This window comes from Streptomyces davaonensis JCM 4913, assembly GCF_000349325.1.
Classification (GTDB): domain Bacteria; phylum Actinomycetota; class Actinomycetes; order Streptomycetales; family Streptomycetaceae; genus Streptomyces; species Streptomyces davaonensis.
Window position 1 is genome coordinate 6061737 of record NC_020504.1, and the last position, 24888, is coordinate 6086624.

Below are 24888 nucleotides of genomic sequence, written 5' to 3' on the forward strand. Positions count from 1 at the left end.
CCAGCAGTTCCCGCGGCGATGCAGGGGAGCCTCGTATGAAAAGTGAAGGCCCTCCGCTCTCACGGAAGGCCTTCACTGCTGTGCGCCGCCAGGGACTCGAACCCCGGACCCGCTGATTAAGAGTCAGCTGCTCTAACCAACTGAGCTAGCGGCGCATGACTCACGCCAGCGGCAAGATTTGGTGTCTCGCGGCTGACGACAGAGAAAATACTACCTGGTCCGGAGGGGCGCTCCGAACCAGGGGCAAGGGGCCTAGATCGCCAAGGACAGAAGTACAGGCGCCGCATTCCGATTCAGCGCGTCCGCCGCCTGCCGCAGCCGATGCGCATGCTCCACCGGGAGGGACAGGGCCAGGCAGCCCACCGAGGACCCCGCAGTAATGGGCACCGCCGCACACACCGTCCCCACCGCATACTCCTGGAGGTCCAGCACAGGCACCGTCGCCGGCTGGGCCTCGAGCCGCGAGAGGAGCAGCTTGTCGCTGGTGATGGTGCGCGAGGTCAGCCTCGCCATCTTGTGCCGCGAGAGGTGATCACGTCGACCGTTGTGATCGAGCTGGGTCAGCAGGCTCTTCCCGACCGCCGTCGCATGCGCGGACACCCGGAAGTCCACCCACTCGTTCACCGCGGGCGTGTCCGGGCTGTCCGCGTACTGCGTGACCTTCACCTCGCCGTCGACATACCGGCTGATGTACACCGCCGCGCCGACCGAGTCGCGCAGCCGGTCCAGCGTGCGCTGGAGTTTCTCGCGCAGGGCCTCCTCCCGGTCCTGCGCCGAGCCCAGGCGGGTCAGCGCCTCGCCGGTGACATAGGCGCCGTCGGTGACCTGCTCGACGTACCCCTCGCGGCGCAGCATCCTCAGGAGGCTGGTCAGGCGCTCCGGGTTGAGGGCGGTGTGCCGGGCGAGTTCGGCGTCGGTGATTCCGGTGGTGTGCCGTGCCACGGTCTCCAGGACGCGCAGGGCGTCCTGGGCCGAGTGGTACGGCGCGGTCGGCTCGTGCTTCAGCGCCACGGTTCCCCCTGCGCTAGCTGTTCGGTGCCGGATTCCAGTCAGCCAATCGACTCAACGATAGCCGCCAAGAGGCTTGTAGTGAGCGGTTGTTGACAAGATTCCGACGCCGCAACCTGCGGTGATAACCCTCTGGCATATGACACGGCCATGACCTGGTGACCGGCGTCACAGCACCGCGCTGAGAAATTCCCGGGTCCGGTCGTGCTCGGGCTCGCTGAAGATCTTCTCCGGGGAGCCCGCCTCGATGACCCGGCCGGAGTCGAACATCAGGACCTGGTCGGAGATGTCCCGGGCGAAGTTCATCTCGTGGGTCACACAGAGCATCGTGATGTCGGTGGAGCGGGCGATGTCCCTGAGGACGTCGAGGACGCCCGCGACGAGTTCCGGGTCGAGTGCCGAGGTGACCTCGTCCAGCAGGAGCACCTGGGGACGCATCGCCAGGGCGCGCGCGATGGCCACCCGCTGCTGCTGGCCGCCGGAGAGCTGCGAGGGGTGCTTGTCGATGTGGTCGGTGAGGCCGACCAGCTCCAGCAGCTCCCGGGCCCGCTCCTCGGCGGCGTCCTTGGACAGGCCGAGCACGGTGACCGGGGCCTCGGTGATGTTTCTGAGGACCGTCATGTTCGGGAACAGGTTGAACTGCTGGAACACCATCCCGATCTTCTTGCGGACCTCGCGGACCTGCTTCTCCGGTGCCGGGAACAGTTGCCGGCCGTCGACGGTGATCGTGCCCTCGTCGGGCTTGGTCAGGGTCATCAGCAGCCGCAGGATCGTGGTCTTGCCCGAGCCGGACGGACCGATCAGGGTGACGTGCTTGCCGGCCTCGACGGAGAAGTCGAGGTGGTCCAGGACCGTGTGGTCGCCGAACCGCTTGGTGACCTGATCCAGCCGGATCAGCTTGCCGTCGGAGCGCTTGTCGGCGGGCTCGTTCATGTCGGGACTGGGCTTCATGTCAGTGGACAAGGCGTCGCTCCAGGGCTCGCAGAAGAAGGGAGGCCAGATAGGAAATGACGATGAAGGCCACGCCGATCACCGTCAGCGGCTCGGTGAACTGGAACTGCTCCTGGGCGAACAGCCGCGCCTCGCCGAGCATGTCGAGCACGGTGATCGCCATCAGCATCGGCGTGTCCTTGAGCATCGCGATCACGTAGTTGCCGAGCGCCGGTACGACGCGCCGGATCGCCTGCGGCAGGATCACCGCGGTCCAGGTCCGGGTGAGCGGCAGGTTGAGCGCCGTCGCGGCCTCCCACTGGCCGACCGGCACCGCCTCGATGCCGGCCCGGTAGACCTGCATCGTGTACGTCGAGTAGTGCAGCCCGATCGCGAAGACACCGGTGGTCAGCGCGGAGAAGGTGACACCCCACTCGGGCAGCACGTAGAAGAGGAAGAACAGCTGCACCAGCAGCGGGGTGTTGCGCACGAACTCGGTGACCACACCGACCGGCCAGGTCACCCAGCGGCTCGGCACCCGCATCAGCAGCGCCCACACCAGGCCCAGCGCGAAGGAGATCAACGAGCCGAGCGCCAGCGCCTGAAGGGTGACCAGCAGTCCGTCCCAGAACTGCGGCATGAAGTCCGAAACCGCTCCCCAGTCCCACTTCACGACACACCACCGCCCACCGGCTCGGCAACGACGACTTTCTTCTCCGGGCGCTTGCCGACCCCGGCCTTCAGCTGCTTCTCCAGGCCGCGCATCACCCGGGTCAGGGCGAAGGCGATCACGAAGTAGATCAGCAGGATGTACGTGTAGATCTCGGCGCTCTCCTGGAGGGCGAGGCGCACCAGGTTGCCGCTGAAGGCGAGGTCGCCCATGCCCATGACCGACACCAGCGCGGTGCCCTTGAGCAGCTCGATCAGCAGGTTGGAGAAGGGCGGGATCATCTCAGGCACCGCCTGCGGCAGCAGGATCAGCCGCATCCGCTGCCAGGGCGTGAAGCTGAGCGCGATGCCGCCCTCCTTCTGCGCCGGGTCGACCGCGTTCAGCGCGCCGCGCACGATCTCCGAGCCGTAGGCGCCGTAGGTGAGGCCGAGGGCGAGCGTGCCCGCCCACAGGGGGACGAGCTGCCAGCCGAAGGCGGGCGGCAGCACGAAGAACACCCAGAAGATCATCACCAGCGCCGAGGTCCCGCGGAACACCTCGGTGTAGAAGCCCGCGAGGAAGCGCACGATCCACAGCCGGTGGGTGCGGGCGATGCCGGCCACGAAGGAGACGGCCGTGGCCAGCAGCGCGCTGAGCACCAGGAGCTGGATCGTGACCCAGACGCCTTTGAGTACCAGTTCCCACAGTCCAGAAGTCATCCGCCGCACAGCTCCTTCGCGGTCAGATCCGTCATCTCGGCCTCGGTGAAGCCGAACGGCTTGAGAATGCGCAGGAGTTCGCCGCTCTGCTTCAGCTTGCGCAGCTCGACGTTGAAGGCGTCCCGGAGGTTCGTCTCGGTCGGCCGGAACGCGAAGGCGCCGCCGTCGACATGCGGTTCGCCCTCCACGAGTGGCTTGAACGGCTCGGTCGACTCGGTCCTGCCGGACTTCTTCACCACCTCGCGGACGGTCAGCGCGGTCCCCGCGAACACGTCGACCCGGCCCGCCTCCACGGCGTTCAGCCCCGCGACCTGGTCCGGCACGATGAGGATGTCGCCCTCGGCGTACCCGGCATCGACGGCGTACTGGATCTCCGCGTACCCGGTCCCGGTCGCGAACTTCGCCTTCTTCTCCACGACGTCCTGGTAGTTGCGCAGCCCCTTGGGGTTCCCCTTGCGCACGATGAACGCGTCGAGCATCTGGTAGTCGGGATCGGCGAAGATGACCTGCTCGCAGCGCTCGGGATTGACGTACATCCCGGCCGCTACGACGTCGAACTGCTGCGAGTTGAGCCCGGGGATCAGCGAGCCGAACTCGGTCGGCACCGGCTGGACCCTGTCCACCCCGAGCCGTTTGAAGATCACCTCTGCCAGCTCGGGCGCCTCGCCGGTCAGCTCGCCGTTCTTGTCGATGTAGCCGAACGGGATCTCGCCCGCGATCCCGAGCCGTACGACGCCCGCGGCCCGCAGCCGTTCCAGCAGGTCACCGCCGTCCTCGGTGGAGGCGGTGGCCACCCGCGAGCAGCCGGCCGCGCCCAGCGCGCCGAGCGCCGCCACCCCCGCGAGCAGCGATCGGCGGGTGGTTCCGGATGTGTGTTCGCCATGTTCCAGTGGTGGGGACATGGCGGCGCGGCTACCCGAGAGCATGCGATGTATGCACCCTGGATGGCATGACTGACCGGTTCATCGAGATCTCGCTCGTGAAGCGGGACATCCACTGCACGGCCAGGCTGCTTGCCGACCGCGCACCGCTGACCTGCGCGGCCGTCTGGGACGCCCTCCCGCTCGGCGGCGACGTCTACCACGCCAAATACGCCCGCAACGAGATCTACGCCCTCTTCCCGCCCTTCGCGGACACCGAGCCGCCCCTGGAGAACCCGACCGTCACCCCCATCCCCGGTGACCTGTGCTACTTCGCCTTCGCGGGTGCAGAGCTGGGCACCAGGGCCTACGGCTACGACCGCGAGGTCCGCCCCGGCACCACCCTGGTCGACCTCGCCCTGTTCTACGAGCGCAACAACCTGCTGCTCAACGGCGATGTCGGCTGGGTGCCGGGGACGGTCTGGGGCGAGGTCGTGGAGGGGCTCCCCCGGATGGCCGAAGCCTGTAACGACCTCTGGCGCACCGGGGCGGCGGGCGAGACGCTCAGCTTCCGTCGTTCGACATGAGCGCGTGCGCCGCCCTGAGCACCAGATCGTCCCGGTGCCGGGCGGCCACGATCTGAAGGCCCACCGGCAGTCCGTCGCCGTCCGTGCCGACGGGGACGGTGGCGGCGGGCTGCTGGGTCATGTTGAAGGGGTACGTGAAGGGCGTCCACCCCGTCCAGCGGCGGTGCCCGGAGCCCTTGGGCACCTCGGCGCCCGCCTCGAACGCCGTGATCGGCAGGGTGGGCGTGACGAGCAGGTCGTAGGAGTCGTGGAAGCGGCCCATCCGGCGCCCGAGTTCCATCCGGACGTCGACGGCGGCCAGATAGTCCAGGGCGCTGTACCGGGCGCCGAGCGCGCTGATCTCGCGCAGTCCGGGGTCGAGCAACTCCCGCTCGTGCGGCCCGAGATGCTGGGTCACCCGGGCCGCGCCGCTGAACCACAGGGTGTGGAAGGCGTCCACCGGGTCGGTGAGGTCGGGGTCGGTCTCCTCGACGTACGCGCCGAGCCCGGCGAGCCGCTCCACCGCCCGCCGTACCGCGGAGGCGACGGCCGGGCGCACCGCCACCTGGCCGCCGAGCGAGGGCGAGTACGCCACCCGCAGCCCGCGCACCCCGCCGTCGTGTGCGAGCGCGTCGACGAAGGACCCGGCGGCCGGGCCGAGCGCCGACCAGTCCCGGGAGTCGGGAACGCCGATCACCTCCAGCATCAGGGCCGCGTCCGCCGCGTCCCGGGTCATCGGGCCGACATGCGACAGCGTCCCGAACGCGCTCGCCGGATACAGCGGCACCCGTCCGTACGTCGGCTTCAGCGCGAAGATCCCGCAGAAGGCGGCCGGGATACGGACGCTGCCGCCGCCGTCCGTGCCGAGCGCGAGCGGGCCCGCGCCGAGCGCCACGGCCGCGGCGGCGCCCCCGCTGGAACCGCCCGCCGTGCGCGTCGGGTCCAGCGGGTGCCGGGTGACACCGGTCAGGGGCGAGTCGGTGACGCCCTTCCAGCCGAACTCCGGGGTGGTGGTCTTGCCGAGGAAGACGGCACCGTGCGCACGCAGCCGGGCGACGGAGGGTGCGTCCTCCTGCCAACTTCCCTTCTCCGACAGGGTCCTGGACCCCTTGAGGGTGGGCGCCCCGCGCATCAGCAGGATGTCCTTCACGGTGACCGGCACCCCGTCGACCAACCCCGCCGGCTCCCCGCGCCGCCACCGCTCGGCCGACTCCCGGGCCTGCGCCAGCGCCTGCTCCGCGGTGATCCGCACGAAGGCGTTCACCTCCGGCTGGATCAACTCGGCCCGCTCCAGCGCCGCGCGGGTGGCCTCCACCGGGCTGAAGGCGCCCGTGCGGTAGCCGTCGAGGAGTTGTACGGCGGTCAGTCCGGTCAGGTCGGTCATACGCCCTCCAGCCATGGGAAGTTCAGCGTCCTGGGACATACCCGCGTTGCTTGTCGACCACGTTCGGCAGCGCTCTGCCCGCTTCCCAGCGCTCGTACAACTCCACGAACTGCGCGCCGAGTTCATCCCGCCAGCCGACGGTGTCCCCGCTCATGTGCGGTGACACGATCAGCCCCGGAAGCTCCCACAGCGGGCTGTCGGGGCCGAGGGGTTCGTGCGCGAACACGTCCAGCGCCGCACCGGCGATCCACCGCTTGGTGAGCGCCTCGACCAGCGCCTCCTCCACCACGAGCGGCCCGCGCCCGACGTTGATGAACCGCGCCGAGGGCTGCATCACCCCGAACCGGCGGGCGTCGAACATGCCGTACGTCTGCTCGGTGAGCGGCGCGGCGGCGATCACCCAGTCCGCGCGGGAGATCAACCGGTCCAGGTCCGAGGGGCCGTGGATGCCGGTACGGGGCACCCGCCCGACCAGGGCGCAGATCACGCCGAGCGCCTTCAGTGTCCGCACGATCGCCCGCCCGATCGGCCCGGACCCCACGACACAGGCCCGGGTCCCCTTCAGCCGCCGTGTCTCGCGGTGCTGCCAGGTCCGCTGCCCCTGGAGTTCGAGCGTGTGCGGCAGTTCCTTGGCCATGGCCAGGACGAGGGCGGCGACGTACTCGGCGATCGGCTCGTCGAAGATGCCGCGCGCGTTGGTGACCGTGGTGTCGGAGGCGGCGAGTTCAGGACACATCAGGTGATCGACCCCGGCGCTGGCGGTGTGCACCCAGCGCGGCCGGGGCCCCTCGCCGGGCCAGGCGTCCCGTACCGCGTGCGAGGTGAAGTCCCACACGAGCAGGACATCGGCGTACGGCAGCTTCGCCGCCAGCGTCGCCTCGTCCGTGTGCTCGATCCGCGCCCGTCCGGTGAGCCTGCCGAGCCGGGGGAGGGGCTCGGCGTCCAGGACGAGGAGGGTGGGGAGGGTCATGCCGTCCCTTCCGGGTGGCCCGGAACACCGCGAATCCGGGCGCCTGACATGCACGGATTGACCACGCTCGCACCCGAACCTACCTTCGTCAACACGGACGCCTGCACCGTCCGCAGTTCCCGTATCTCCTCGCGAGGGCGGTGCCTGCAATGGACGTCTCCTTTCTCGGCGGGCCGTGCCCGCAGCGCGGCGTCGGAGTCGTCGCGCCCTTCGACTTCGCGCTCGACCGGGAGCTGTGGCGCTGGGTCCCGGACGAGGTGTCGCTGCATCTGACGCGGACGCCGTACGTCCCCGTCGAGGTGAGCCTGGACCTGGCCCGGCTGGTGAGCGAGCACGAGACCCTCTGCGAGGGAGTCCGGGCCCTCATCGCGGTGAGCCCCGAGGTGGTGGCCTACGCCTGTACCTCGGGCAGCTTCGTCGGCGGGATCGCGGGCGAGCGGGCGATGTGCGAGGCGATGACGAGGGCGGGCGCGGTGCCTTCGGTGACCACCTCCGGGGCGCTGCTGGAGGCGCTGACCGACCTCGGCGCGCGCCGGGTGGCGCTGGTGACGCCGTACACGGTCTCGGTGACCCGGTCGCTTCAGGAGTACGTGGCCGAGGCGGGCGTCAGGGTGACGGGGTGTGCGTTCATGGGGCTGACGCGGCACATATGGAAGGTGCCGTACCGCGATGTGGCGGACATGGCGCGCAGGGCGGTGCGGCGCGGCACGGACTGCCTGTTCATCAGCTGCACCAACCTGCCGACGTACGACGTGATCCCGCAACTGGAGGCGGAGCTGCGGATACCGGTGATCTCGGCCAACCAGGTGACGATGTGGGCGGCGCTGCGCCGGCTGGGTACCCGGGCGGTGGGACCGTATCAGGCGCTGATCGACCCGGCGGCCCGCTCCGGTCCCGCACTTCCGGACGTGGAACAGCAGCAGGAAGGCTCGACATGACAGCACTCGGACTCCTCTACCCGGGCCACTCCGCCGAGGACGACTATCCACGCATCGAGCAGCTCCTGGGCAGCGACATCCGGGTGGACGTGGTGCACACGGACATCGGCGAGGACGCGCACCGGGTGGACGCGCTGAAGGAGATGGGCTCCCCCGAGCGCCTGGCGGCGGGCGTCGAACAACTCCGCCTGACCGGCGCCGAGTCCGTGGTCTGGGCCTGCACCAGCGGCAGCTTCGTGTACGGCTGGGAGGGCGCCCACGACCAGGTACGCGCCCTGGCCCGCACGGCAGGCATGCCGGCCTCCTCGACGTCCTTCGCCTTCGTCCACGCGGCGGCAGAACTGGGCGTACGCCGAGTGGCGGTGGGCGCGACCTACCCCGACGACGTGGCGGACCTGTTCGCGTCCTTCCTGGGCGCGGGCGGCGTGGAGGTGGTCTCGGTGCGGGGCTCCGGCGTCATCACGGCGGCGGAGGTGGGGGAGTGGACCGAGGAGGACGTCCTGACCCTGGCCCGCCAGGCGGACACCCCGACGGCTGAGGCGCTCCTCCTCCCGGACACAGCCCTGCACACGGCGGCCCTGATCCCCACCCTGGAGAAGGAGCTCTCAAAGCCGGTCCTCACGGCAAACCAGGTAACGGTCTGGGAGGCCCTACGCCTGACGGACCGCAGGGTGAACGCTCCGGCACTGGGGGCACTGTTCACGAGGGAGCCGATCGTGCAGGTGTAACGGCAGCCGGGCATCTTCAGCCCGTTGGGGGTGCCCCCTTTGGGGGAGTTCGAGGCCGAGGCCGCAGCCATTCCGATCCCCCACCCACCCGCTGGGGACTACGCACCTCAGCCCTTTGCAGCCCGTCCGGCGTTTTTGACGCCGAGGCCATCGCCATCCCGACCCCCACCCACCCGCCGGCGACAACGCAGCCCGCTCCCTCCAGCCCGTCCGGCGTTTGAGGACGAGGCCTGTTCAGGGCCGACAGCGGGGGTCTGGGGGCGCAGCCCCCAGTGGGGGTCCCCCCTCTGGGGGAGGGACGGGTAGGGGCGGCGGGGGCGGGAATAAACCGGAGCCACCCTCCTGTTACCGCCTCCGAGAACCACGCCGGCGCGAAGCAGGAGGCACCCACCGATGGCGGCAGATGAGATCCGGGGCGCGATAAACGGTACCGCCCCTGTCCCGCTCTCCGTACTCGATCTGGTCACCGTCGGATCCGGCAGTACCGCCAGTGACGCCCTGCGGACCAGTGTCGAGCTCGCGCGGCTGACGGAGGCCCGAGGGTTCCACCGGTACTGGGTCGCCGAGCACCACTCCATGCCAGGCGTGGCCTCGTCCTCCCCGGCCGTGATCCTCGCCCACCTCGCCGCCCACACCGACCGCATCCGCCTCGGCTCGGGCGGAGTGATGCTCCCCAACCACGCCCCGCTGGTCATCGCGGAGCAGTTCGGCACCCTGGAGGCCCTCGCCCCAGGACGGGTCGACCTCGGCCTCGGCCGGGCGCCCGGCACGGACGGTGCCACCGCCGCCGCGCTGCGCCGCACCGAGAGCCTCAACGAGGGCGCCGACGACTTCCCCCAGCAGCTCGCGGAGCTCACCCGCTTCCTCGACGACGACTTCCCCGACGGCCACCCCTACCGCCGGATTCACGCCGTACCGGGCCCGGTCCAGGCGACAGCCCCCGGCGGCGTCCAGTCACCGCACCGCCCGCCCATCTGGCTCCTCGGCTCCTCCGGCTTCAGCGCCCGCCTGGCCGGCGCGCTGGGCCTGCCCTTCGCCTTCGCGCACCACTTCTCCGCGCAGAACACCATCCCGGCGCTCGACCTGTACCGCGAGTCCTTCCAGCCCTCCGAGGTGCTGGCCGCGCCGTACGCCCTCATCGGCGTCTCCGCCCTGGCCACCGACGACGAGAAGGAAGCCGCGCGCCAGGTCCGGGCCACCGGCCTGAACATGGTGCGGCTGCGCACCGGCCGCCCCGGACTCTTCCCCACCCCCGAAGAGGCCGAGGCCCATCCGCTCAGCGCCATGGAGGAGGAGTTCATCGCCTCCTGGGGCGCCAACATCGTCCACGGCACCGCCGACGAGGTCCGCTCCGGCCTCGACGACCTCCAAAAGCGCACCGGCGCCGACGAGTTGATGCTCACATCCCATGCCCACCGGGGCGAACTGCGGCTGCGTTCCTACGAACTCATCGCCAACGCCTACGACTTGCCGACCGCCGCCTGACCTCTCGGCGACCGCAGCAGCTCGGAGATACGATCCGCCGTCACCGGCCGGGAGTACAGCCACCCCTGGCCGGTGTCGCAGCCGATCCGCCGCAGCCGGGACGCCTGCGCCGAGGTCTCCACGCACTCCGCGGTCACGGTGAGCCCCAGCCGGTGCGCGAGCTGGATCATGGCCTCCACGACGACCTCGTCGGCCGGATTCGGCGCGATGCCCTCACCGTCGTACTGGAAACCCTTCACGAAGGAGCCGTCCAGCTTCAGTACGGACACCGGCAGCCGGCTGAGGTACGCCAGGTTCGAGTACCCCGTGCCGAAGTCGTCGATGGCGATCCGTACGCCCATGTCGCTCAGCGCCTGGAGCGCCTGCTGCGGTCGCCCGCCGGAGCCCATCACCGCCGACTCGGTCAGCTCCAGCTGGAGCAGATGGGGGGCGAGCCCGGTCTCCGCGAGGGTCTGCGCCACATCCGCCACCAGGTCGGAGTCCCAGACCTGACGCACCGCCACATTGACGCTGACGAAGAGCGGCGGCTCGTCCGGATGGGCCAACTGCCAGCCCCGCGCCTGACGACAGGCGGTGGCCAGTACCCAACGCCCCAGCGGCACGATCGACCCGTCCTCCTCGGCCAGTCCGATGAACCGATTCGGCGTCAGCAGTCCGAACTGCGGGTGATCCCAGCGCACCAGCGCCTCCACCCCGCGCAGCCGCCCGTCCTCCATCCCCACCAGCGGCTGGTACTCCAGCACGAACTCCCCGCGCTCGATGGCCGGTCGGAGCGTGGAGGCCAGCGCCTGACGGGTCATCCGGTGCGCGTTGCGCTCGGGGTCGAAGAGGGTCCAGCGGTCCTTGCCGTCGGCCTTCGCCCAGTACAGCGTGGTGTCGGCGGCCTGCATCAGCGCGGTGGGGCTGGTCCCGGCCGCGTGCCGCTCAACCACCCCGATCGACGCCGACACCGACAGCCGCCGCCCGGAGATGTCGAACGGCGCCTGGAGCGCCCCGAGTACCGACTCGGCGAGATCGGCGACCTGTTCGGTGCCCGTGGAGTCCTCCACCAGCAGCGCGAACTCGTCCCCGCCGAGCCGCGCCACCAACGGGGTGCTCGCGCGGGCGTACCCCGCCTCGTCCGCGCACCGCGTCAGCCGTTCCGCGACGGCCGCCAACAGGCGGTCGCCCACCCGGTGTCCGAGCGTGTCGTTGATCGCCTTGAAGCCGTCGAGGTCGAGGTAGCACAGCCCGATCCGCCCGGTGCCCTCCTCGTACGCCTCCGCCTCCAGCGCGGCCGAGAGCCGCTCGAAGAACAGGGTGCGGTTGGGCAGCCGGGTCACCGGATCGTGGTTCTGCAAGTGCCGCAAGCGGGCCTGGAGTTCACGCCGGGCGCTGATGTCGGCGACCGACAGCAGCACCCCGCCCCGCTCCGCGGCGGGCAGTGGCGCGATGGCGACCTGCACCCACAGGCAGTGCCCGTCGGGGTGCTTCAGCCGACGCGTGCAGCGCAGCCGCGCCTGCCGACCGCGCAGGACCTCGCGGTAGGCGTGCCAGGTCCGGGCATCCGACGTCAGGTCCACCAGATCGGCGGCGACCGCCCCGGCCAGCGCCTGGGGCGAGCTGCCGAGCAGGTCGCCGAGGGCCGGGTTGGCGCCGGTGACCAGGCCCTCACGGTCCACGACGGCCATCGCCAACGGGGCGGCGTCGAAGGCGGACCGGAAGGAGGAGGGCGTGGCGTCGGGGTCGGATACCGGCCGATCGTGCGGACCGGTACGTGAAGACGAGCCTTCATTACTCTCTGTGACGGCCGGCCCGATGAGATCTGCCGCGGGCGCCGGCCCTTCGGACGTTCCGCTCACCGCTCGCTCCCGCAGTGCACTCGTGCAAGAAGGGATCAGGACAGTACAGGAAAGGGTCAGGAAAGTGTGCCGATCATAGAGGCTGGGTTCGGGCCCTTCCAGCCACTGTCCAGTGTCCCGGACCCAGCCGCAGATCTGACAATTCGTTTCTGCCCGCCACTGGACGGGTTCAGCGGCCTCCCGACCACATGTGACGGACCGTGAGCGATTCGGGGGTGTCGGCGCCCGTACTTTCTCGGCCCTCTCACTCTTCCGGTGCAGACAAACAGGGCGTAGTGCGACAAATTCACACAGGCTGGGTGCGGTGTCCCGCGAACCGCTCCCGGAGGTCCACGTGCCGCGTCAGCTCCCGCTCGGGGAAGTCACCCGTGCGACGTTCCGGGGGCTCGGCGGCCGACTGCGGGAGTGGCCCCGACTGCGCACCACCGCCGCCCTGTTCACCACGATGTCCGCGCTCGCCGCAACCTCCCTGGTCTCCGCCCCCTCGGTCGCCGAGCCCTTCGCGGCGGCGCCCTGCGCCCTGAAGCGCACCGACGCCCACCACTCGGAGGGCCTGGACACCTGGAACGCCGCCTATCCGCGCCCGTCCACCTCGCTGGACGCGGTGATGGTCTTCCTGTCCTTCCCCGACTCGCTCCCGCTGACCAGCCCCGCCGAGCTGACCGCGGACCACTTCCCGACCACGAGCCGTTTCTTCGAACGCGCCTCCTACGGCCGTTTCGCCTTGCGCCCGCACCCGCTCCGGGACTGGATCCGGATGCCCCGCCCTTCCACGGCGTACGCCATACAGCGCGACTGGAACCCGGCGCACCGGACCGCCTATCTGCGCGACGCCCTCTCGGCGGCCGACAGCCGGGTGGACTTCTCGCGCTATGACGTCGTCTACTTCGTCGCCGACCCGGACGCGCCCGGGGTGGACTCCGACGCCACGAAAGTCGTCAACCTGGACGCCCCGCTGAGCGCCGACGGTGCCGAGATCCGCCGGGTGGTCACGGTCTTCGAGCAGCATCCCCCGGACCGTCTCGTCCTCGCCCACGAGACGGGCCATGTCTTCGACCTGCCGGACCTCTACCACCGCCCGGTGGACGGTCAGGGCGACTGGGACACCCACGTGGGCGACTGGGACCTGATGGGCAGCCAGTTCGGGCTCGCCCCCGACCTGTTCGCCTGGCACAAGTGGAAGCTCGGCTGGCTGAATCCCCGCCAGGTGACCTGTGTCCGGGAACGGGGCGGCAGGCGGCTCACCCTGGAGCCCCTCGGGGCCGGGCCCGGTGTCGCGGTGGCCGGCTTGGCGGGGGCGCCCGCCTTCGGCCTCGGCGGCGGCACCAAGCTCGCGGTGGTGCGCACCGGCGCGGACAGCGCGCTCGCCTTCGAGGCGCGCGGCCGGGTCGGCAACGACGCGGAGGCCTGCCGGGACGGCGTCCTCGTCTACCGCGTGAGCAGCGGCGCCGAGTCCGGCCGCGGCCCGGTCGAGGTCATCGACGCCCACCCCCGCACCGAGGCCTGCTGGGAGGACTCCGTCTACCCGGCCCTGGCAGACGCCCCCGTCGGCCTGGGCGAGAGCTTCACGGTGCCGGGGGAGGGGGTCCGGGTGGAGGTGGAGGGGAGGACGGCTTCGGGGGCCTGGACGGTGCGGATCGTTACGGGGTAGGCGGCGGCTTCTGCACGTACGTGAAAGGCCCCTCGCTCTCGCGAGGGGCCTTTCAGTGTCGTGCGCCGCCAGGGACTCGAACCCCGGACCCGCTGATTAAGAGTCAGCTGCTCTAACCAACTGAGCTAGCGGCGCCTGCTGACGTCGTAGACCTTAGCATCATGGTCGGCGGGAGGAAAAATCGATATCCGCACGGCCGCGCGGGCCGCCCGGACGGCCGCCCAGAGCAGGATCTCGGGGCCCGGCAGCCAGGGGTGGCGGGTGTCCGGGGCCACTAACCAGCGGGAGCCGGAGGGGGCGGGCGCGGGGGCGCCGGACGGGGCCGGGACGGTCACCGCGTCGCCGTTGCCGTGGCACAGCAGGGGCGGGATGTTCTCGGTGCGGCCGAACTCCTCCCAGCCGAGCAGCGAGGGCAGCCGCTGGGCCGTGCCGGGGCCGGCGAACAGCAGCATCCGGCCCCGGAACACCGCCACCGGGCTGGAACCCGGGCCGTCGTCCCAGAGCCGGTCGAGCATCCGGCGCCCGAACATCGCGGGGGTGCTCACCACGTCGAACACGGTTCCGCAGGGCAGGACGACGGGGGCGTCCGGCCGTTCCTCCCAGAACGCCAGGGTGGTGCGCGGATACGTTCCTGCCGAGGCCAGCCAGGCGGCTCCGTCCGGGGTGACGCCCGTGGCGTCGAGGCAACTGCTCATGACCACCAGATGTACCGGCTGTGAGCGTTCCCTCTCGGAGGGTTGCCGGAATCCGGGACAGGGGCGGGTGGGAGGGAGTATCTTGCCCGTTTCTTGCCCGTCTGGCATATGCCGCGGCCGCGGCTGCCGCCGTGCCTCACACGGGGTCGACGTGCTCCCGGCCCTCGACCGCCCCGCGCAGCAGGTCTCTGCCGAACTCGACCATCTTCTTGGCGTAGTCCTCGGTCCACTCCGCCCGCTCGGCGATGTCCGCGGTGGTCAGCCGGTCGAAGCGCCGTGGGTCGGCGAGCTGGGCCGCCGCGACGGCCTGGAACTCCACGGCACGGTCGGCCGCCGCCCGGAACGCGAGCGTCAGCTCGGTGGCCCGCGCCAGCAGCTCCCGGGGGTCGTCCATCGACTCCAGGTCGAAGAAGTGCTCCGGGTCGGCCGCCGCCTGCGTGGGCTCGAAGAGCAGGGGCGCGGGGCGTAGCCGCGGTTCGTTCCGACGCGGCGTGGGCTCCGCCATGTCTTCTCCTCCTCGTACGTCAGTGATGACCCCGGTGAATCGGGCCACCGTCCATTGTCTCGCGCCCACGCAAGAGGGCCTCGAACCCCAGGTCAGCCCCTCCAGGCCACCTTGTGTTCCGCCAACTGCACACATTGGCTGCCTCCGGCGGCGTGCCGGACTCCGTCCGGCGGGCGGGGCGGCGTCGGGCCGGCCGCCCGTTGCCGGACGCGCGGTGCCACACGGTCACGGCCGCCAGGGCACCCGGTGCTCGGCCAGTCGCGCCAGCACCGCATGGTTCGCCTCCCAGCCGTCAGGGAACTTCACCACCGTTCCGAGCTGGACCGGTTCCGTCGACGGATAGTCGTCCAGGAGGTCGCTCACGCCTGCTCGGCAGATCATGATGCAGGCGTGGCGGTGGCGGGAGGCCAGGACGCAGAGGCGGCCCGTCTCCAGGTGGAAGGCGGTGGCGTCGGGGCGACCGGACAGGGGGTGCAGGACCACCGTGACGTCGTACTCGCGGCCCTGGAGGCGGTTCGCCGTGTCGACGGTGACGTCGTGGACGCCCAGGTCCGCCAGCGCCGCCCGGACCGCCGCCGCCTGGTCGCGGTGCGCGGTGCCGACGGCGACCCGCTCCGCGGTCAGCGGCGCCGGGTCCGGCGAGCGCTCCGACGTGGCCGCGCCACCCCGGTCGAGCAGCCGCCGTACGACCGCCGCCACCGCGCTCACCGCCTCCGGGTCCGTGCGCGGGGTGTGCCGGGCGGGCAGCTCCAGCAGGCCCCAGCCGGACTCGGCCGCCTCGTCGATCACACGATCCGGCCCTGAACCGTCGGAGGGGACGGCGAAGGTGAGGCGGCGGTCGTCGTGGCCGGTGCCGCTGCGGAAGGGCGTGTACGGGTAGAACGCGTCCGAGACCAGTGGCGCCGCCGATGCCGGCAGCCGCCAGGACACCGGCAGCCTGTGCTGGGGCAGCTCGGGATTGTGTGCGAGCAGGGTCGTCACCGCGGAGCCCGAGGGGTCGTACGACAGGCCCGCCCACTGGTCGCTGCCGACGATCGCGAACGGGTCCAGCTGGCCCGGGTCGCCCACGAACAGCGCCCGCTCGAACAGCCCGGCCACGGCCAGCAGCGCGTCCGAGCGCATCTGGTACGCCTCGTCCACGATCGCGTGCCGCCACGGCTCGTCGACCTTCACATGCGCCCACTTCGCGGCCGTGGAGAGGGTGACCGGGAGGCCGGTCAGGTCGGCCGCCTTCGCGGACTTGCGGACGTTCGGCAGGCCGTCCAGCGCCTTGTCGTACGGGTCGGCGTCGCTGCTGTGCAGGCGGCCCACCGGCAGGTCCGGGTTCTTCTCGGCGAGGCGCAGCACCAGGTCGTCGACCTGGGCGTTGGTCTGCGCCACCACCATCAGCGGGCGCCCCGCCTCGGCCAGTTCCAGCGCCGCGCGCACCACCAGCGTGGACTTCCCGGCACCGGGCGGGGAGTCCACGACGACGCCGCGATGGGTGCCGTGCAGGGTGTCGGCGAGGATCGCGTCGGTGGCCTGCGCGGCGGCCGCGCCCGGATCGAACACGGCGGTCACAGCACGTCCTCCTCGGTGAGCTGATCGGCGGCCTCCGGTACGGCCTCACCGGGCGGTCCGCCGTGCGTCCACGGGGTCTGCTCAGGGTCGGGCAGCTTCGCCCCGCCCCGCTGCTCGTGTTCGAACAGCGTGAAGCAGATCCGGTCGCCCTTCTCCGGCACGGACCCCTCCTCGGGCTCCTTGCCGCGGCCCATCTTGTCCAGGACCCGCAGGGTCAGCTGATCGCCGTCGGCCTCGACGAGCTCCGCGGACTGCGGCTTTCCGCCCAGCGAGCGGTACACCTTGACCCGCTCGGCGAGCTGCGGCCGGTCCTCGGTGTGCACGGTGACCAGCGGGCGCGGGCTCGGCCGTTTGCCCTCGCCGTACGCCATGACGACATCCGTGACCTCACCCACGAACGCCTCCCCGGCCAGCCGCCGTCCGGCCATCACCAGCGGGTCGTCGAGGGCCTCCTGGGCGTCGAGGCGGGCCTGCTCGCGCTCGCGCGAGGCGAGCTTGTTCGCCGCCGTCACCGCGTCGTCGCGGCGCGGCTGCGGGGGCTCGCCGGCGGTGATCCTGTCGCGGTGGGCGGTGAACGACCAGCGGTCGCGCGTCCACCGCTCCTCGACATGGGCACCAGGAGGCAGCTCCCGCAGCAGGTCGAGGCCCTGCCACACCGCGTCCCAGGTGGGGCGCATGCACTTCTCGACCATCGCGCGGATCTCCTGCTCGGTCGCCGTGAGCCCGGCGAGCCGGTCGTCGGCCTCCAGGCCGTCCTCGGCGGCGGCGAGCGCGGTGCGGGCGCGGTCGTAGCGCTCCAGGGCGGGGGCGAGCAGCTTGTTGTCGAACGCAGGGTCGGTGGCCGGTCCCGCGGGCGGGCACAGCAACTGGCCCCGGTCGTCGCGCGCCAGCTCCGCGCGCAGGGCGGCCTCGGCGCCGGTCCCGCCCTGCGGCGGGTCGATCCAGGACAGCAGCGCCCCGAGGTGCTGGTCCTCCAGGGTGGACTGCCCGGTTGCCCAGTGCCTCGCCAGTACGTCCGTCATGGCCAGCAGCAGCGAGGAGCCGGGCACCCGGGACCGCTCGCCGTACTGCGTCAGCCAGCGCCCCAGCAGCGGGACCCGGGGCGGCGCCGGGTACGGGGTCTCCGGGTCCTGTTCCGCCGTACGCCTGAAGCGCATCGAGCGGCCGAGCAGCCGGACGTACTCCAGGCCCGCGCGGCTCGGGACGATCAGCTGGGCCGCGTCCGCGCACAGGTCGACCTCGACCTTGACCCGCTTGCCGGTCTCCGGGTCGGTGTCGGTGCGCTCGGCCGCCTCGACGACCTCCGCGTGCGCCTCGATGTGCGGCAGGACGACATCGGCGAGGTCGGCCAGGAACGCGAACCGCAGATCACGGTCGCGCGGCTGCGGCACGACCAGCAGCCGGGGCGCGTCCCGCTCGGTCCCGACCAGCGCACCGAGCGGCGCACCGGCCTCACCGGCAGTGGTGAGCGGCACGAACACCAGCGGCCGCTCGGACAGATGCCGATGCCGCACGGTGGCCGACGGCTGCGCCCGGCCGGTGCTGATGGCTTCGAGGCGGGCGAGAGTGGTGATCAGCGACACGGGACGGCCTCCCGGGTGGCGAGGGCGGCCTTGGCTCGCGGGTGTGCGGACTCGTGCGGTTCCGCTACGGCAGGGGCGGCGGGGCCGTGGGCTGCTGCCGGGACGGCGCCGGTGGTGATCAGGGACACGCGACCGCCTCCCGGGTACCGAGGGCCTCGGCGCGGAGGTGGGCCGCTCTGCGCAGGGCCGCCACGGCCGGGTCGGCGGGGTCGCCCGATGTGCCGTGGGCCGCCGACAGGACGTCCTCGACCGTGGCCAGGTCGCCCAGGTCGGCGCGGGCCGAGCGGCCGAGGGAGGTGACCGCGCCTGCCTCGCGGGAGCGGTCGCGGCAGTGGAAGGCCAGTTCGCAGGCGGACAGGCACTCGGGGGCATAGGTCGCCGGGACCGATTCCACCGCGGCCGTCAGCTCGGTGGCGGGCAGGGCGGGGTCGAAGCAGGTGCCCTCGGGGAGCGCGTCGGCGATGTCCTCGATCCGGGTGAGCCGGACCAGCTGACGGGCGGTCACCGCGCGCTGCTTGCGGATGTCGACGGCGGAGGCGGTGGGCTGGTTGGAGAAGTCCTTGGGGCAGACGAGGAGGATGCGGTGGCGTACGCGCGGGGGCGGGTCGTTTTCGGCGAGGCGGGCGGCCACCTGCTCCAGTGCCAGCACGTACACCGCCGCCTGGCGGGCCGCCGCGCCCACCTTCGCCGGGTCCGCCGAGCCGTCCAGCATCGGGAAGGACTTGATCTCCACGACCGTCCAGCTGCCGTCGGGGTGCACCACCACCGCGTCCGGCTCCAGGAACGCGGGCGAACCCGCGACGTCCAGCGCCAGCATCGGGTGGTCCAGCAGCGTCCAGGAGCCCGGCGCCTCGACCGCCTCGCGCAGCGCGAGCGCCGTACGGGCCGTGCGGCCCTCCGGGCCCGTCGCGGCGAGGTCGGGCACACGCGCGCGGGTGGGCGGTTCCGCCGCACGGTCCAGCCTGGCGTGCACCAGCCGCAGCAGTTCGGCGCCGCCGTCCGCCTTGACCTTCGCCTCGAAAGCGTTGCCCCGTGTGAGGGCGAACTGGGACTGCCCGAAGGCCGAGGGCGCGCCCAGCGCGCTCGCCAGCGCCGTCTTGTTCACCCCGGCGCCGTCCAGGATCGCGCGCCGTCTGCACCCGGGGTTGGCGGCGAGGGCGGCCAGGGCGCGGGCGTCCAGCGCCTTGGCCGCTACCTCGGGACCGCGCAGCTCAGCGAGCCGTTGCCGGAGCGCCGTCCCCCGCGTCCGTGGGGGAGGCACCCGGTTCGGCTCCGGGCTCGAACCGTGACTCGCGCTGCCGTGGAAATCGCTCACCCGCGGAAGTCTGGCATCCGCCACTGACAATCGAGGCTTCTGCGGCGGGAGATGCGGCCGAGGACGCCGTGCCGGTCGCCTCGGAGGACGCCCGTGCCGAGCTCGCCGCGACCAGCGAGCCGCGGCCCTCGAAGCGCGCCCGGACCCGGTCGGCGCAGCGCAGGACGTAAGGCGTGAGCAGCAGTCCGGCGCCCATCACGGCCACGCCCGCGACCGCGTCGAGGAAGTAGTGGTTCGCGGTGCCCATGACCACGATCACCGTCACCGTCGGATAGACGACCGCGGCGATTTTCGTGAGGCGGTTCCCGCCGTACCGCCACAGCATCACCCCGCACCACAGCGCCCAGCCGCAGTGCAGGCTCGGCATCGCCGCGTACTGGTTGGTCAGTCCGCCGAGGCCCTTCGGGGCGCTGGCGTCGCCGCCCCACCAGCCGTACGAGCTGTAGTAGGCCATCGTGTCCACGAAGCCGTAGGTCGGGGAGAGCAGCCGGGGCGGGCAGGTCGGCAGCAGGGTGAAGCCGATCAGGCCGATGAAGGTGGACGTCATCAGCCAGGTGCGGGCGACGCGGTAGTGCACGGCGCGGGACCGGAAGACCCAGACCAGGATCACCGGGGTGACCAGATAGTGCAGCGAGGCGTACCAGAAGTCCGCCGGCACGCCCAGCCAGGGCTCGCGGGTGAAGAGACGGTTCAGCGGGTTCTCGGCGTTGAGGAACAGCAGCTTCTCGACACGCAGGATCGCCAGGCCGTGGTCCACGGCCGAGGTGACGTCGCCGCGAGCCAGGAGCCGGCCCGCCGAGTAACACGCGTACACCAGAAGGATCAGCGGCAGCTCCGTCCACCAGCGCAGGCGGTTTCGTGGTGCCGCCAAAAGGCCTGGTGTCTCGGCGTGCGGCATCCGATCGCCTCCCCCTTCTCGTTGTGGCGCCGGTTGCCCGGACAGGCCACCTTACGGTGCTCGTGCACGCCTCCGCAGGGCGCCCTGGCCCTGATAGACGCAGAGATCGCCCCTCGGGTTGCCCCCTCACAGGGTGCGGGATGATGGATGGGCTCCGCCTCGCATATTCCTGGAAAGGCTCTGGACCTCATGGCACCGCGCATTCTGCTGGCCCGGCACGGACAGACCGAGTGGTCGCTGTCCGGCAAGCACACGGGGCGAACGGATGTGCCACTGCTGGAGGAGGGGCGCCGCGGGGCCAAGTTGCTCGGCGAGCGGCTGCACCGGGCGCCGCTGGACGGGCTGCCCGGGGTGGAGGTGCGGACCAGCCCGCTCGTACGCGCGCGTGAGACGTGCGAGCTGGCCGGGTTCGGGGAGCGGGCCGCCGAGTGGGACACGCTGATGGAGTGGGACTACGGCGCCTACGAGGGCCTGACCCCGGACGAGATCCAGTCCCTGCGCCCCGGCTGGCTGATCTGGCGGGACGGCGTCCCCGAGGGCGAGAGCCTCTCCGACGTCACCACGCGGGCGGACGAGGTGGTGTCCTGGGCGCGCTCCGCCGACCGCGACGTCCTGATCTTCGCCCATGGCCACATCCTGCGCTCCATAGGCGCCCGCTGGCTGGGCCTGCCCCTGGACTTCGCGGCCCGCATCCGCCTGAACCCGACCTCCCTGTCGGTTCTGGGCTGGGCCTACGGGGAGCCCGCGCTGGAGAACTGGAACGACGTGGGGCATCTGGCGGGCTGACTTTTTCGCCCCCGCCGCCCCTACCCGTCCCATCCCTGGGGGCTGCGCCTTCAGACCCCCGCTGTCGGCCCTGAACGGGCCTCGTCCTCAAACGCCGGACAGGCTGGAGAGAGCGGGCTGCGTAGCTCCCAGCGGGTGGGTGGGGGATCGGGACGGCTCTGGCCTCGCGGCTGGGGTGCGTGATTGCCGGCGGGGCGGGCTGAACACCCCGAGCCTCGCTCGTCACACCGCTCGCGGCAGGCTCGCGTGTTGGTCCAGGAACGTTGATACGCCGGTCGCCCGGCGGTGGGGGAGCAGGACTCGGGCCGTGCCTGCCAGCATGGTCTGGATTCGGGAGGACTGGACCTCGGTCAGCAGGGCCAGGACGCGCAGGCCGGCTGCCGCCGCCTCGTCGGGGCGGCCGCCGCGTGCCAGGTCGTCGGCCAGTTCCGCCGTGTACAGGGCGATGTTGCGGCTGAAGTGCGGGTCCTGGAGGTCGGCCGCGCGGCCCGCGTGGCGTGCGGCCCGGCGCCAGTCGCCCAGCGTCGACCAGACCTGCGCCTCCAGGCCCTCCAGCTCGGCCTCGCCGTAGAAGCTCATCCACTCGGGGTCGGCGTCCGAGCGGCCCCGCGCGTACAGCGCCTGCGCCCGCGCCAGTGCCTGGGCGCAGCCCGTGCGGTCGGCGAGGCCCGCCCAGCCGCCCGCCTCGCGCAGCGCGAGCAGGGACATCAGGCGCGCGGAGCCCAGCGGGCGCGCGACGCGCTGCGCGGCCTGCGCGGCGCGCACCGCCTCACGCGGGCGCCCCGCGTCCCGCGCGAGGAACGACGTGTTGCAGAAGGCGTGCGCCTCAAGACCCGGATCCCCGGCCATCCGGGCGGTCGCCAGCGCCTCCGCGTAGTGCGAGCGCGCGTCGTCGAACCGCCCCGAGTCGTGCGCCAGCCAGCCGACCGAGATGGCCAGCTCACCGGCGCCCGAGTGCAGCCGTTCCTCCGCCGCGTGCCGAGTCGTACCGGCGTCCAGCAGCGCGTACGCGGCGCGCAGCGGGGCCGCCGCGCGCCGGTACAGTCCGTCCGCGCCGTGCCGGTCGTCCAGCAGCCGGATCCTGCGGACCGCTTCCTCCAGCGCCGTCACCTCGCTGGTACCGACGCGCCGCACGGGGCGTTCCGCGGCCGTCGCGTCGATGGCGAGCCCGAAAGGGCTGAGCGAGGCGGCGGCCACCGTGGCCCCTGAGCCGGTCATGAATGCGCGACGCAGCACGTCGCTCTCCTCGGGTTTCTCGTGCGTGTCGTACGGGTCTTGCGTCTTATACGGTTCGGGCGCCCCCCATGTCTCACCCACGAGGTACGGGAGTCTCGCGGAGTGAGACACCGGCGCGTCCTCCGCCTCGCGCGCCCGGCGGCCGCGTACGGCTGCCCGGGGCGCGAAGCCCAGGTCGGTGAGCGTGCGACCGGGGAACATGTGCAGGAACACCCGTTCGTACGCGTAGTTGGGGCAACGGATCTCGCCCGCCTCGACCCGGCCGACGTAACGCGCGTCACAGCTGACCCGCTCCCCGATCTCGCGCGCGGCCCGGCGCACCGCCGCGGCGAACTCGGCCGGCGAGCGCTTGCCGCGCAACTGCCGGAACGCGAGGTTCGGTCGGGGTGGTCTGGGAGGCTGGGACGAGCTCAGCTCTGACGACGTCATGGCCGGGTCCTCTCGTGCGAACCGTCGAACCATGCCGAACTGGTGGCGAGTTGAACGATTTGTTCGCTTCGTACCCCCGGTGTCCGGCGGGCAAGAACGTACCTGCTGCGCCGGACCCGGCATGCGGTGTTTGGCTACAAACCGGATATCTCATCCAGCATCTGCCATGAACTGCCATCCTTTGCGGCGGACTTGTGCCGTAGCCGTTGACGCGGTGACACGTTGAACCGCCTGGAACGGGAGCCGCCCGACTCCCGACCCGCTCGTTTCGAGGAGGGGTTCCGTGGTGGAGGCCGGGATGGAGATCAATCAGAACTGCGATCTGGTGACGGTGCCCGCGCGGCAGGGTCTTGAGGCGGTCGACATCCTGCGCCGCGGGGCGGGGGACTCGGTAGGGCCCGTCCTGCACGACGACGGCTGCGACACCCTCGGCTTCGTGGTGCCGCCCGGAACGGCCGCCGGCTGGGACGTACCGGGCAGCACCTGCACCCGGACCGACGGCCGGGGTCTGAGCCTGCCCCCCGAGCCCCCGGTGGAGGGCTCCGACTGGCTGCTCCCGCCCGGTGAAGCGGACCTCGCGACGGACCCGGCGGTGCTGCGGGCGGCGCTCGGCGAGGCGGCCCGGCTGATCGAGGCGGCGGACAACTGCCAGTGACCCCTGCCGGTGACCCCTGTCTGTGACCCAGGTACCCCTGCTTGTGACCCCGGCCACCGCTGCCTGCGTGATCAGGTCCCGCTCCGCATAATGGGCGAATGGGCAAGTCCAGAAACTCCCGGCGCCAGGACACTGCCGCCGCCGTCGTCGAGGCCGTCGACGGAGGGCTCGCCGAGCTGATACCCGACCGGGACCGGGCGCGCGCCTGGACCCTGCTCATCGACGGGGCGCCGCAGTCGCACGTCGACCTGGACGACCCGGCCTTCCTCTCCTTCGAGTACCAGCGGCGGCTCGGGCACGTCATCGATCTCGTCGCCCCGCCCGGCCGCCCGATCCAGGCCGTGCACCTCGGCGGGGGTGCCCTCACCCTGGCCCGCTACGTCGCCGCCACCCGCCCCCGCTCCACCCAGCAGGTCGTCGAGCGGGACGCGCCCCTTGTCCAACTGGTCCGCCGTGAGCTGCCGCTGGACCGCAACGCGCGGATCCGGGTGCGTTCGGCGGACGCGCGCGAAGGGCTGGCCAAGGTGCCCGACGGCTGGGCCGACCTCGTCATCGCCGATGTCTTCAGCGGCGCCCGCACCCCGGCCCATCTGACCTCGACCGAGTTCCTCGACGACGTCCGCCGCGCCCTGCGCCCCGGCGGCTGGTACGCCGCCAACCTCGCCGACGGACCCCCGCTCGCGCATCTGCGCGGCCAGATCGCCACCGCTGCCGTCCGCTTCGCCGCGCTGGCCCTGGTCGCCGATCCGACGGTGCTGCGCGGCAAACGCTTCGGCAACGCCGTACTGGTGGCAGCCGACCACCCGCTCCCGGTCGCGGAACTCACCCGCCGCGCCGCCTCCGACCCGCACCCGGCGCGGGTCGAGCACGGCAGATCGCTCATCGACTTCACGGGCGGCGCCACCCCGGTCACGGACGCGGCGGCCGTGGCCTCGCCCGCCCCGCCGGCTTCGGTGTTCCGCTAGGTCAGTAGTCCTCGATCTGCACCCGCGGCGCGCTGTCGTGCCAGGTGCAGAACACCGACACCCGGTCCGCGCCCTGCGCGAACTCCACCCGGATCCAGGACTCCGTCTTCCACACCTGCATCGACCAGCCCGTGCCCGGCGTCGCCGACACCAGCGTCGCGTAGGTGTCGCGCAGGTCGAACACCACCCGGCCGCCGTCCGTGTCGTAGCTCTTGACCTGGCCGGAGGCGGTGGGGGACGGGGCGGCCGGGGTGCGGGTGGGCGTGCTGGAGGGGTTGGGCTTCTTCGTCGAAGGCGGCTCGGACGACGGGCTCTTCGTGGGGGTGCCCGACGGAGTCCCGCGGTGCGTCGACGAGGCCAGCGGCTTCGACTCCTGCGTGGTCGCGTCCGCCGCGATGGGCAGGGCGCGCGGCGGGTCGTACGCCGTGCCCGCCATGACCGTGTGGACACCCCACCACGACAGCGTGACCGCCGCGCCCGTGGCGAGCGACCAAGCCAGTACGTGTATGAGTCCTCTGCGCATCGCGGGCCA

At 71.9% G+C, this 24888-nt stretch carries 25 protein-coding genes and 2 tRNA genes; 8 read left to right on the forward strand and 19 right to left on the reverse strand.

Annotation, left to right across the window (positions count from 1 at the left end; all coding sequences use genetic code 11):
- Positions 1–81 precede the first annotated feature (81 nt).
- From BN159_RS26900 to ehuB, 6 genes are all read right to left on the reverse strand, one after another.
- Positions 82–155 (reverse strand) — tRNA-Lys (locus BN159_RS26900).
- Positions 156–252: 97 nt separating this feature from the next.
- Complete coding sequence (locus tag BN159_RS26905; RefSeq protein ID WP_015660157.1) at positions 253–1011, reverse strand: IclR family transcriptional regulator; 759 nt, start codon at positions 1009–1011, stop codon at positions 253–255.
- Between the two features lie 165 nt (positions 1012–1176).
- The gene (gene ehuA, locus BN159_RS26910) at positions 1177–1959 is read right to left on the reverse strand and encodes an ectoine/hydroxyectoine ABC transporter ATP-binding protein EhuA (protein ID WP_015660158.1); all 783 of its coding nucleotides are present in this window, start codon (positions 1957–1959) and stop codon (positions 1177–1179) included.
- Position 1960: 1 nt separating this feature from the next.
- Complete coding sequence (gene ehuD / locus BN159_RS26915; RefSeq protein ID WP_015660159.1) at positions 1961–2611, reverse strand: ectoine/hydroxyectoine ABC transporter permease subunit EhuD; 651 nt, start codon at positions 2609–2611, stop codon at positions 1961–1963.
- A complete protein-coding gene (gene ehuC / locus BN159_RS26920; protein ID WP_015660160.1) occupies positions 2608–3306 on the reverse strand; it encodes an ectoine/hydroxyectoine ABC transporter permease subunit EhuC in 699 nt (232 codons plus the stop codon). The genes ehuD and ehuC overlap by 4 nt, the downstream gene beginning before the upstream one ends.
- Entirely contained in the window at positions 3303–4208 is a 906-nt protein-coding gene (gene ehuB, locus BN159_RS26925; RefSeq protein ID WP_041819907.1) for an ectoine/hydroxyectoine ABC transporter substrate-binding protein EhuB, read from the reverse strand. Before ehuB ends, ehuC begins: the two co-directional genes overlap by 4 nt.
- A 47-nt stretch (positions 4209–4255) precedes the next feature.
- Between ehuB and BN159_RS26930 the strand changes: the two genes are divergently transcribed.
- On the forward strand, positions 4256–4753 hold the full coding sequence (locus tag BN159_RS26930) for a DUF3830 family protein (protein ID WP_015660162.1): 498 nt from the start codon (positions 4256–4258) through the stop codon (positions 4751–4753).
- On the opposite strand, the gene BN159_RS26935 is transcribed toward BN159_RS26930, so the two are convergent.
- The gene (locus tag BN159_RS26935; protein WP_015660163.1) at positions 4731–6116 is read right to left on the reverse strand and encodes an amidase; all 1386 of its coding nucleotides are present in this window, start codon (positions 6114–6116) and stop codon (positions 4731–4733) included. The two genes, BN159_RS26930 and BN159_RS26935, sit on opposite strands and share 23 nt — an antisense overlap.
- Before the next feature lie 22 nt (positions 6117–6138).
- The gene (locus BN159_RS26940) at positions 6139–7086 is read right to left on the reverse strand and encodes a D-2-hydroxyacid dehydrogenase (protein WP_015660164.1); all 948 of its coding nucleotides are present in this window, start codon (positions 7084–7086) and stop codon (positions 6139–6141) included.
- Positions 7087–7235: 149 nt separating this feature from the next.
- Here BN159_RS26940 and BN159_RS26945 point away from each other — a divergent pair, with 149 nt between their 5' ends.
- The 3 genes from BN159_RS26945 to BN159_RS26955 all read left to right on the forward strand — a co-directional run bounded on the left by BN159_RS26945 (position 7236) and on the right by BN159_RS26955 (position 10237).
- On the forward strand, positions 7236–8024 hold the full coding sequence (locus BN159_RS26945; RefSeq protein WP_015660165.1) for a maleate cis-trans isomerase family protein: 789 nt from the start codon (positions 7236–7238) through the stop codon (positions 8022–8024).
- Positions 8021–8752, forward strand: coding sequence for a maleate cis-trans isomerase family protein (locus tag BN159_RS26950; RefSeq protein ID WP_015660166.1), 732 nt, complete (start codon positions 8021–8023; stop codon positions 8750–8752). The genes BN159_RS26945 and BN159_RS26950 overlap by 4 nt, the downstream gene beginning before the upstream one ends.
- Before the next feature lie 393 nt (positions 8753–9145).
- Positions 9146–10237, forward strand: coding sequence for an LLM class flavin-dependent oxidoreductase (locus BN159_RS26955; RefSeq protein ID WP_015660167.1), 1092 nt, complete (start codon positions 9146–9148; stop codon positions 10235–10237).
- Here BN159_RS26955 and BN159_RS26960 read toward each other — a convergent pair.
- Entirely contained in the window at positions 10213–12078 is a 1866-nt protein-coding gene (locus BN159_RS26960) for a putative bifunctional diguanylate cyclase/phosphodiesterase (protein ID WP_015660168.1), read from the reverse strand. The two genes, BN159_RS26955 and BN159_RS26960, sit on opposite strands and share 25 nt — an antisense overlap.
- 304 nt (positions 12079–12382) lie before the next feature.
- Here BN159_RS26960 and BN159_RS26965 point away from each other — a divergent pair, with 304 nt between their 5' ends.
- On the forward strand, positions 12383–13729 hold the full coding sequence (locus BN159_RS26965; RefSeq protein ID WP_015660169.1) for a M6 family metalloprotease domain-containing protein: 1347 nt from the start codon (positions 12383–12385) through the stop codon (positions 13727–13729).
- Positions 13730–13790: 61 nt separating this feature from the next.
- On the opposite strand, the gene BN159_RS26970 is transcribed toward BN159_RS26965, so the two are convergent.
- The 8 genes from BN159_RS26970 to BN159_RS26995 form a co-directional block, all read right to left on the reverse strand.
- Positions 13791–13864: transfer RNA gene (locus BN159_RS26970), tRNA-Lys, on the reverse strand.
- A complete protein-coding gene (locus BN159_RS43245) occupies positions 13855–14424 on the reverse strand; it encodes a bifunctional DNA primase/polymerase (protein WP_015660170.1) in 570 nt (189 codons plus the stop codon). The genes BN159_RS26970 and BN159_RS43245 overlap by 10 nt, the downstream gene beginning before the upstream one ends.
- Before the next feature lie 136 nt (positions 14425–14560).
- The gene (locus BN159_RS26975; RefSeq protein WP_015660171.1) at positions 14561–14929 is read right to left on the reverse strand and encodes a hypothetical protein; all 369 of its coding nucleotides are present in this window, start codon (positions 14927–14929) and stop codon (positions 14561–14563) included.
- Positions 14930–15154: 225 nt separating this feature from the next.
- Positions 15155–16489 carry an AAA family ATPase gene (locus tag BN159_RS26980; protein WP_015660172.1) on the reverse strand — a complete coding sequence of 445 codons (1335 nt, stop codon included), beginning with the start codon at positions 16487–16489 and terminating at the stop codon, positions 15155–15157.
- Complete coding sequence (locus tag BN159_RS26985) at positions 16486–18072, reverse strand: hypothetical protein (RefSeq protein WP_015660173.1); 1587 nt, start codon at positions 18070–18072, stop codon at positions 16486–16488. The genes BN159_RS26980 and BN159_RS26985 overlap by 4 nt, the downstream gene beginning before the upstream one ends.
- Positions 18063–18200, reverse strand: coding sequence for a hypothetical protein (locus BN159_RS45850; RefSeq protein WP_015660174.1), 138 nt, complete (start codon positions 18198–18200; stop codon positions 18063–18065). Before BN159_RS45850 ends, BN159_RS26985 begins: the two co-directional genes overlap by 10 nt.
- Positions 18191–19333, reverse strand: a complete 1143-nt coding sequence (locus tag BN159_RS26990; protein ID WP_015660175.1) for a hypothetical protein — start codon at positions 19331–19333, stop codon at positions 18191–18193. Before BN159_RS26990 ends, BN159_RS45850 begins: the two co-directional genes overlap by 10 nt.
- Positions 19284–20285, reverse strand: coding sequence for a phosphatase PAP2 family protein (locus tag BN159_RS26995; protein ID WP_015660176.1), 1002 nt, complete (start codon positions 20283–20285; stop codon positions 19284–19286). The genes BN159_RS26990 and BN159_RS26995 overlap by 50 nt, the downstream gene beginning before the upstream one ends.
- Before the next feature lie 189 nt (positions 20286–20474).
- On the opposite strand from BN159_RS26995, the gene BN159_RS27000 reads away from it, so the two are divergent.
- Positions 20475–21071, forward strand: coding sequence for a histidine phosphatase family protein (locus tag BN159_RS27000; protein ID WP_041819909.1), 597 nt, complete (start codon positions 20475–20477; stop codon positions 21069–21071).
- A gap of 222 nt (positions 21072–21293) precedes the next feature.
- Here BN159_RS27000 and BN159_RS27005 read toward each other — a convergent pair whose 3' ends face one another.
- Entirely contained in the window at positions 21294–22736 is a 1443-nt protein-coding gene (locus tag BN159_RS27005; RefSeq protein ID WP_015660178.1) for a hypothetical protein, read from the reverse strand.
- Positions 22737–23034: 298 nt separating this feature from the next.
- On the opposite strand from BN159_RS27005, the gene BN159_RS27010 reads away from it, so the two are divergent.
- Together BN159_RS27010 and BN159_RS27015 are read left to right on the forward strand one after the other, a co-directional pair.
- Positions 23035–23391, forward strand: a complete 357-nt coding sequence (locus tag BN159_RS27010; protein ID WP_015660179.1) for a hypothetical protein — start codon at positions 23035–23037, stop codon at positions 23389–23391.
- 98 nt (positions 23392–23489) lie between these two features.
- Complete coding sequence (locus BN159_RS27015) at positions 23490–24356, forward strand: spermidine synthase (RefSeq protein ID WP_015660180.1); 867 nt, start codon at positions 23490–23492, stop codon at positions 24354–24356.
- 1 nt (position 24357) lies between these two features.
- Here BN159_RS27015 and BN159_RS27020 read toward each other — a convergent pair whose 3' ends face one another.
- Entirely contained in the window at positions 24358–24879 is a 522-nt protein-coding gene (locus tag BN159_RS27020; protein WP_015660181.1) for a secreted protein, read from the reverse strand.
- Positions 24880–24888 lie beyond the last annotated feature (9 nt).

Excerpts from the sequence above, each read along its gene's own strand:
- BN159_RS26950 (WP_015660166.1), top strand. The coding sequence starts at position 8,021 with ATGACAGCACTCGGACTCCTCTACCCGGGCCACTCCGCCGAGGACGAC.
- BN159_RS26975 (WP_015660171.1), bottom strand. The coding sequence starts at position 14,929 with ATGGCGGAGCCCACGCCGCGTCGGAACGAACCGCGGCTACGCCCCGCG.
- BN159_RS26930 (WP_015660162.1), top strand. The coding sequence starts at position 4,256 with ATGACTGACCGGTTCATCGAGATCTCGCTCGTGAAGCGGGACATCCAC.
- BN159_RS27015 (WP_015660180.1), top strand. The coding sequence starts at position 23,490 with ATGGGCAAGTCCAGAAACTCCCGGCGCCAGGACACTGCCGCCGCCGTC.
- BN159_RS26935 (WP_015660163.1), bottom strand. The coding sequence starts at position 6,116 with ATGACCGACCTGACCGGACTGACCGCCGTACAACTCCTCGACGGCTAC.
- ehuB (WP_041819907.1), bottom strand. The coding sequence starts at position 4,208 with ATGTCCCCACCACTGGAACATGGCGAACACACATCCGGAACCACCCGC.
- BN159_RS27005 (WP_015660178.1), bottom strand. The coding sequence starts at position 22,736 with ATGACGTCGTCAGAGCTGAGCTCGTCCCAGCCTCCCAGACCACCCCGA.
- ehuC (WP_015660160.1), bottom strand. The coding sequence starts at position 3,306 with ATGACTTCTGGACTGTGGGAACTGGTACTCAAAGGCGTCTGGGTCACG.
- BN159_RS43245 (WP_015660170.1), bottom strand. The coding sequence starts at position 14,424 with ATGAGCAGTTGCCTCGACGCCACGGGCGTCACCCCGGACGGAGCCGCC.
- BN159_RS26995 (WP_015660176.1), bottom strand. The coding sequence starts at position 20,285 with ATGCCGCACGCCGAGACACCAGGCCTTTTGGCGGCACCACGAAACCGC.
- BN159_RS26940 (WP_015660164.1), bottom strand. The coding sequence starts at position 7,086 with ATGACCCTCCCCACCCTCCTCGTCCTGGACGCCGAGCCCCTCCCCCGG.
- BN159_RS27020 (WP_015660181.1), bottom strand. The coding sequence starts at position 24,879 with ATGCGCAGAGGACTCATACACGTACTGGCTTGGTCGCTCGCCACGGGC.
- BN159_RS27010 (WP_015660179.1), top strand. The coding sequence starts at position 23,035 with ATGGAGATCAATCAGAACTGCGATCTGGTGACGGTGCCCGCGCGGCAG.
- BN159_RS27000 (WP_041819909.1), top strand. The coding sequence starts at position 20,475 with ATGGCACCGCGCATTCTGCTGGCCCGGCACGGACAGACCGAGTGGTCG.
- ehuA (WP_015660158.1), bottom strand. The coding sequence starts at position 1,959 with ATGAAGCCCAGTCCCGACATGAACGAGCCCGCCGACAAGCGCTCCGAC.
- BN159_RS26955 (WP_015660167.1), top strand. The coding sequence starts at position 9,146 with ATGGCGGCAGATGAGATCCGGGGCGCGATAAACGGTACCGCCCCTGTC.
- BN159_RS26945 (WP_015660165.1), top strand. The coding sequence starts at position 7,236 with ATGGACGTCTCCTTTCTCGGCGGGCCGTGCCCGCAGCGCGGCGTCGGA.